The sequence below is a fragment of the Pseudomonas sp. SDO5522_S412 genome (assembly GCF_054071215.1).
Window position 1 is genome coordinate 1 of record NZ_JBSVWQ010000357.1, and the last position, 3,858, is coordinate 3,858.

Annotated in this window: 6 protein-coding genes; 3 read left to right on the forward strand and 3 right to left on the reverse strand. The window is 62.0% G+C overall.

Features of this window, described 5'->3' with window-relative positions; translation table 11 throughout:
• Positions 1–101: 101 nt before the first annotated feature.
• The gene (locus ACW9I6_RS31315; protein ID WP_004371382.1) at positions 102–563 is read right to left on the reverse strand and encodes a TlpA disulfide reductase family protein; all 462 of its coding nucleotides are present in this window, start codon (positions 561–563) and stop codon (positions 102–104) included.
• 115 nt (positions 564–678) lie between these two features.
• Here ACW9I6_RS31315 and arsC point away from each other — a divergent pair, with 115 nt between their 5' ends.
• The 3 genes from arsC to ACW9I6_RS31330 are packed head-to-tail and all read left to right on the forward strand — an operon-like array spanning position 679 to position 2,046.
• Positions 679–1,032 (forward strand): arsenate reductase (glutaredoxin), encoded by a 354-nt coding sequence (gene arsC / locus ACW9I6_RS31320; protein WP_457340201.1) that lies wholly within the window; start codon positions 679–681, stop codon positions 1,030–1,032.
• Entirely contained in the window at positions 1,029–1,643 is a 615-nt protein-coding gene (gene wrbA / locus ACW9I6_RS31325) for an NAD(P)H:quinone oxidoreductase (RefSeq protein ID WP_004371390.1), read from the forward strand. Before arsC ends, wrbA begins: the two co-directional genes overlap by 4 nt.
• Positions 1,627–2,046 (forward strand): DUF2069 domain-containing protein, encoded by a 420-nt coding sequence (locus ACW9I6_RS31330; RefSeq protein ID WP_177022202.1) that lies wholly within the window; start codon positions 1,627–1,629, stop codon positions 2,044–2,046. The genes wrbA and ACW9I6_RS31330 overlap by 17 nt, the downstream gene beginning before the upstream one ends.
• A 107-nt stretch (positions 2,047–2,153) precedes the next feature.
• Here ACW9I6_RS31330 and ACW9I6_RS31335 read toward each other — a convergent pair whose 3' ends face one another.
• Complete coding sequence (locus ACW9I6_RS31335) at positions 2,154–2,825, reverse strand: DNA-3-methyladenine glycosylase I (RefSeq protein ID WP_004371396.1); 672 nt, start codon at positions 2,823–2,825, stop codon at positions 2,154–2,156.
• A gap of 67 nt (positions 2,826–2,892) precedes the next feature.
• Positions 2,893–3,717, reverse strand: a complete 825-nt coding sequence (gene ttcA / locus ACW9I6_RS31340) for a tRNA 2-thiocytidine(32) synthetase TtcA (RefSeq protein WP_177049251.1) — start codon at positions 3,715–3,717, stop codon at positions 2,893–2,895.
• Positions 3,718–3,858 lie beyond the last annotated feature (141 nt).

Here is a 3,858-nt window from a genome sequence, read left to right on the forward strand (position 1 = left end):
GGGGAGGTGGGGGGGGGGTTTTGTTGGGGAAGGGGGGGAGTGGGTGGGTGGGTCCGGGTCCTGCAACACCGCATTCGCGAGCAAGCCCGCCCCCACATTTTTTATCCGCGCAACGCCTTGAGCTTGGCCAACACCCCTTCCGCCGTCTGCTCACCCATCAGTTGCTCACGCACCTTGCCCTTGTCATCAATGATGTAGGTCACCGGCAGGGCTTCACTGCGGGGAATGTCGAAGATCCCGTCCGGGTTCTGCGCCAGTACGGTGAACTTGATGCCCAGCTTCTCGCTGGCGCTCTTGAGCTCTTCACCCTGGACGTTGTCGAAATTCACCCCGAACACCCCCACCGACTGGCCCTTGAGCTGTTCGGCCAAGGCGTTGAGTTCCGGGATTTCGGTACGGCACGGGCCACACCATTCGGCCCAGTAGTTAACCACCAGCCATTGCTTGTCCAGGCGCTCGGCGGCCACTTTCTGACCATATTGGTCAACGCCATAATCATTGCCACAGCCGCTGAGCAGCAGTGTGCCGATGATTGCCAATGCGCCTAACAGTCGCCTCGTCATGGGGTAATCCTTCGTAAAAATGAACGTTGGCTGCGGCCTATCGCCTCTCATGGTTTAAGGACGCGGCGCAGCGCGGGTAGAATACCCGCCACCTTACGCAAGATGCGACCCGCACATGACCGATCTGACGCTTTATCACAACCCGCGCTGCTCGAAATCCCGCGGTGCGCTCGAACTGCTGGAAGCCCGTGGCCTCACACCGACGGTGGTGCGCTACCTGGAAACCCCGCTCGACGCCGCGCAATTGCAGGCCCTGCTGGGCAAGCTGAACATCAGCGCGCGGCAACTGCTGCGTACCGGCGAGGACGAATATAAAACCCTCAACCTGGGTGACACCAGCCTCAGCGAAGCACAGTTGATCGCTGCCATCGCCGCTCATCCGAAACTGATGGAGCGCCCGATCCTCGCCACCGCCGACAAGGCCGTGATCGGCCGCCCACCGGCGAACATCCTGGAGCTGGTTTCGTGAGTGCGCCGTATGTGCTGGTGTTGTATTACAGCCGCAACGGTTCAGTCAGCGAAATGGCCCGGCAGATTGCCCGGGGCATCGAGCAAGCCGGGCTTGAGGCGCGGCTGCGCACCGTGCCGGCCATCTCCAGTGAATGCGAGGCCGTGGCGCCGGACATTCCGGTCGACGGCCCGCTGTACTGCAGCCTCGACGACCTGAAGAACTGCGCAGGCCTGGCGCTGGGCAGCCCGACCCGTTTCGGCAACATGGCCGCGCCGCTCAAGTACTTTCTCGACGGCACCAGCAACCTGTGGCTGACCGGCGCCCTGGTCGGCAAGCCGGCGGGTGTGTTCACCTCCACCGCCAGCCTGCACGGCGGCCAGGAGACCACGCTGATGTCGATGCTGCTGCCGCTGCTGCACCACGGCATGCTGATCACCGGACTGCCCTACAGTGAACAGGCGCTGCTCGACACCAAGGGCGGCGGTACGCCTTATGGCGCCAGCCACCATTCCGGTGCCGACGGCAAGCGTGCGCTGGATCAACACGAGATCGCCCTGTGCCGCGCCCTCGGCCTGCGCCTGGCGAAGACCGCTGCGCTACTGGAGAACGGCCGTGGCCAGGAAGCCTAAGCTACTGCCGCCCCAGGCCTGGCTGGAGCCACGGGTCAAGGCGATGCGGGCGTTGAGCCTGCTGGCGTTCCTGGGATTGGTGGGGCTGCTGTGCGCCTACTACTTGGTGTTCGCCGATCTGCATGGCGCGCGGCCGTGGGTGATTCTGCTGATCGAATTGGTGCCGCTGCTGTTGCTGGCGCCGGGGATGATCCTGGGCAGCGCGCGCGGGCATTCATGGATGTGCTTTGTGGTGAACCTGTATTTCATCAAGGGCGCGCTGGCGGCCTATGACCCGAACCGGCAGTGGTTTGGTGTGCTGGAAATGCTGGCGAGCCTGGCGGTGTTCTGCACGGCGTTGATGTATGTGCGGTACCGGCATCAGCTGAATCGGCGGTTGGCGGGGGAAGGATTGCCTGCCTGATGCTTTTGTAGTGCCTGACCTGCCGCTATCGCAGGCAAGCCAGCTCCCACAGAGGAATGCATTCCAAGTGTGGGAGCTGGCTTGCCTGCGATGGCATCAACCCGGTATCAATGATTCACGGTGTAAGCCAGCATCATCGACAACTGGCACATCGGCCGCCCGCTCTCGGCATGCCACTGGTTGAATGCGCCCTGCACCGTGGCCAGGTCCCGCAGGCTGGTGGGCACCTTGTCGACGATCTTCTGCGCATTCAGCGCCGCCACCACGTCATAGCTCGGCACGAACGTGTCCTTGCCCACCATCCGTAAAAAGCGTGGCGCCGACAGCCCGCCCAACTGGTGGCCGTGCTTGCTCAGGTACTTCCACAGGCCGACGATATCGGTCACCGGCCAGTCGGCAATAAACCCGCCGAAGCTGCCTTTTTCCTTCTCGATATCCAGAATCATCTGCGCATTGCGCGGCACGCTCTTGAGCTTGCCCAGGTGACGGATGATGCGCGTGTCCTGCATCAGCCGCTCCAGGTGCTCGGCGCCCATGAGTACGACTTTTTCCGGGTCAAACCCAAAGAACACCTGCTCGAAGGCCGGCCACTTGGCGTCCACCACGCTGTGCTTCAGGCCGGCACGAAACACCCGCAGCGACAGGGTCGACAGGTAGCGGTCATCGCTGATCTTGCGCAGTTTCGCCGGGGTCAGGGGCACAGGCAGGTGGGCTTCCAGCTCGGCCGCCGAACCAAACCGGTTCAGACAATATTCGTGCAGCCACTTGTAATCGCGCATGCCCTCTCCTAAGGATTGAAATGAAAACGGCGCCCAGGAGCGCCGTCTGTCAGAGCGGTGAAAACACTCAGAGGTTCACTACGTTGACGAAGCGCGACGCCGCACTTTCGTCGATACGCAGGCTGGTGAAGTCGAACAGGTTACGGTCAGCCAACTGCGACGGCTGCACGTTCTGCAAGCTGCGGAAGATGCTGTCGACGCGGCCCGGGGTCTTGCGGTCCCAATCCTGGAGCATGTCCTTGACCACCTGGCGCTGCAGGTTTTCCTGGGAGCCGCAGAGGTTGCACGGGATGATCGGGAATTGCTTGAGGTCGGAGTAGGCCTGGATGTCCTTCTCATGGCAGTACGCCAGTGGGCGGATCACCACGTTGCGCCCGTCATCGGCCCGCAGCTTGGGCGGCATGGCCTTGAGGCTGCCGTTGAAGAACATGTTGAGGAAGAAGGTTTCGACGATGTCATCGCGGTGATGACCCAGGGCCATCTTGGTCGCGCCGATTTCGTCGGCAAACGTATAGAGCGTGCCACGGCGCAGGCGCGAGCACAGCGAGCAGGTAGTCTTGCCTTCCGGGACCAGCTCCTTGACCACCGAATAGGTGTCTTTCTCGACGATGTGGTACTCGACCCCCAATTCCTTGAGGTAGGCCGGCAGCACATGCTCGGGAAAACCCGGCTGCTTCTGGTCCATGTTCACGGCGACGATGTCGAACTTGATCGGCGCGACCTTTTGCAGGTGCATCAGCACGTCGAGCATGGTGTAGCTGTCCTTGCCGCCGGACAGGCAGACCATGACCTTGTCGCCCTCTTCGATCATATTGAAATCGGCGACTGCCTCGCCGGCCAGGCGACGCAGGCGTTTTTGCAGTTTGTTCTGGTTGACCGTAAGAGTGCCCATGGCGCTTGGATCCGCGAAAGGTGTGTGACGAAAAGCCGGGTATTTTACCGGGATGGACGACCGAGTTCCAATGTGGGAGCGGGGTTGGTTTCTGGAGAGAAGGGGTCTTTTCCCAGTGTTTGGTTTGCCCCCCCCCCCCCC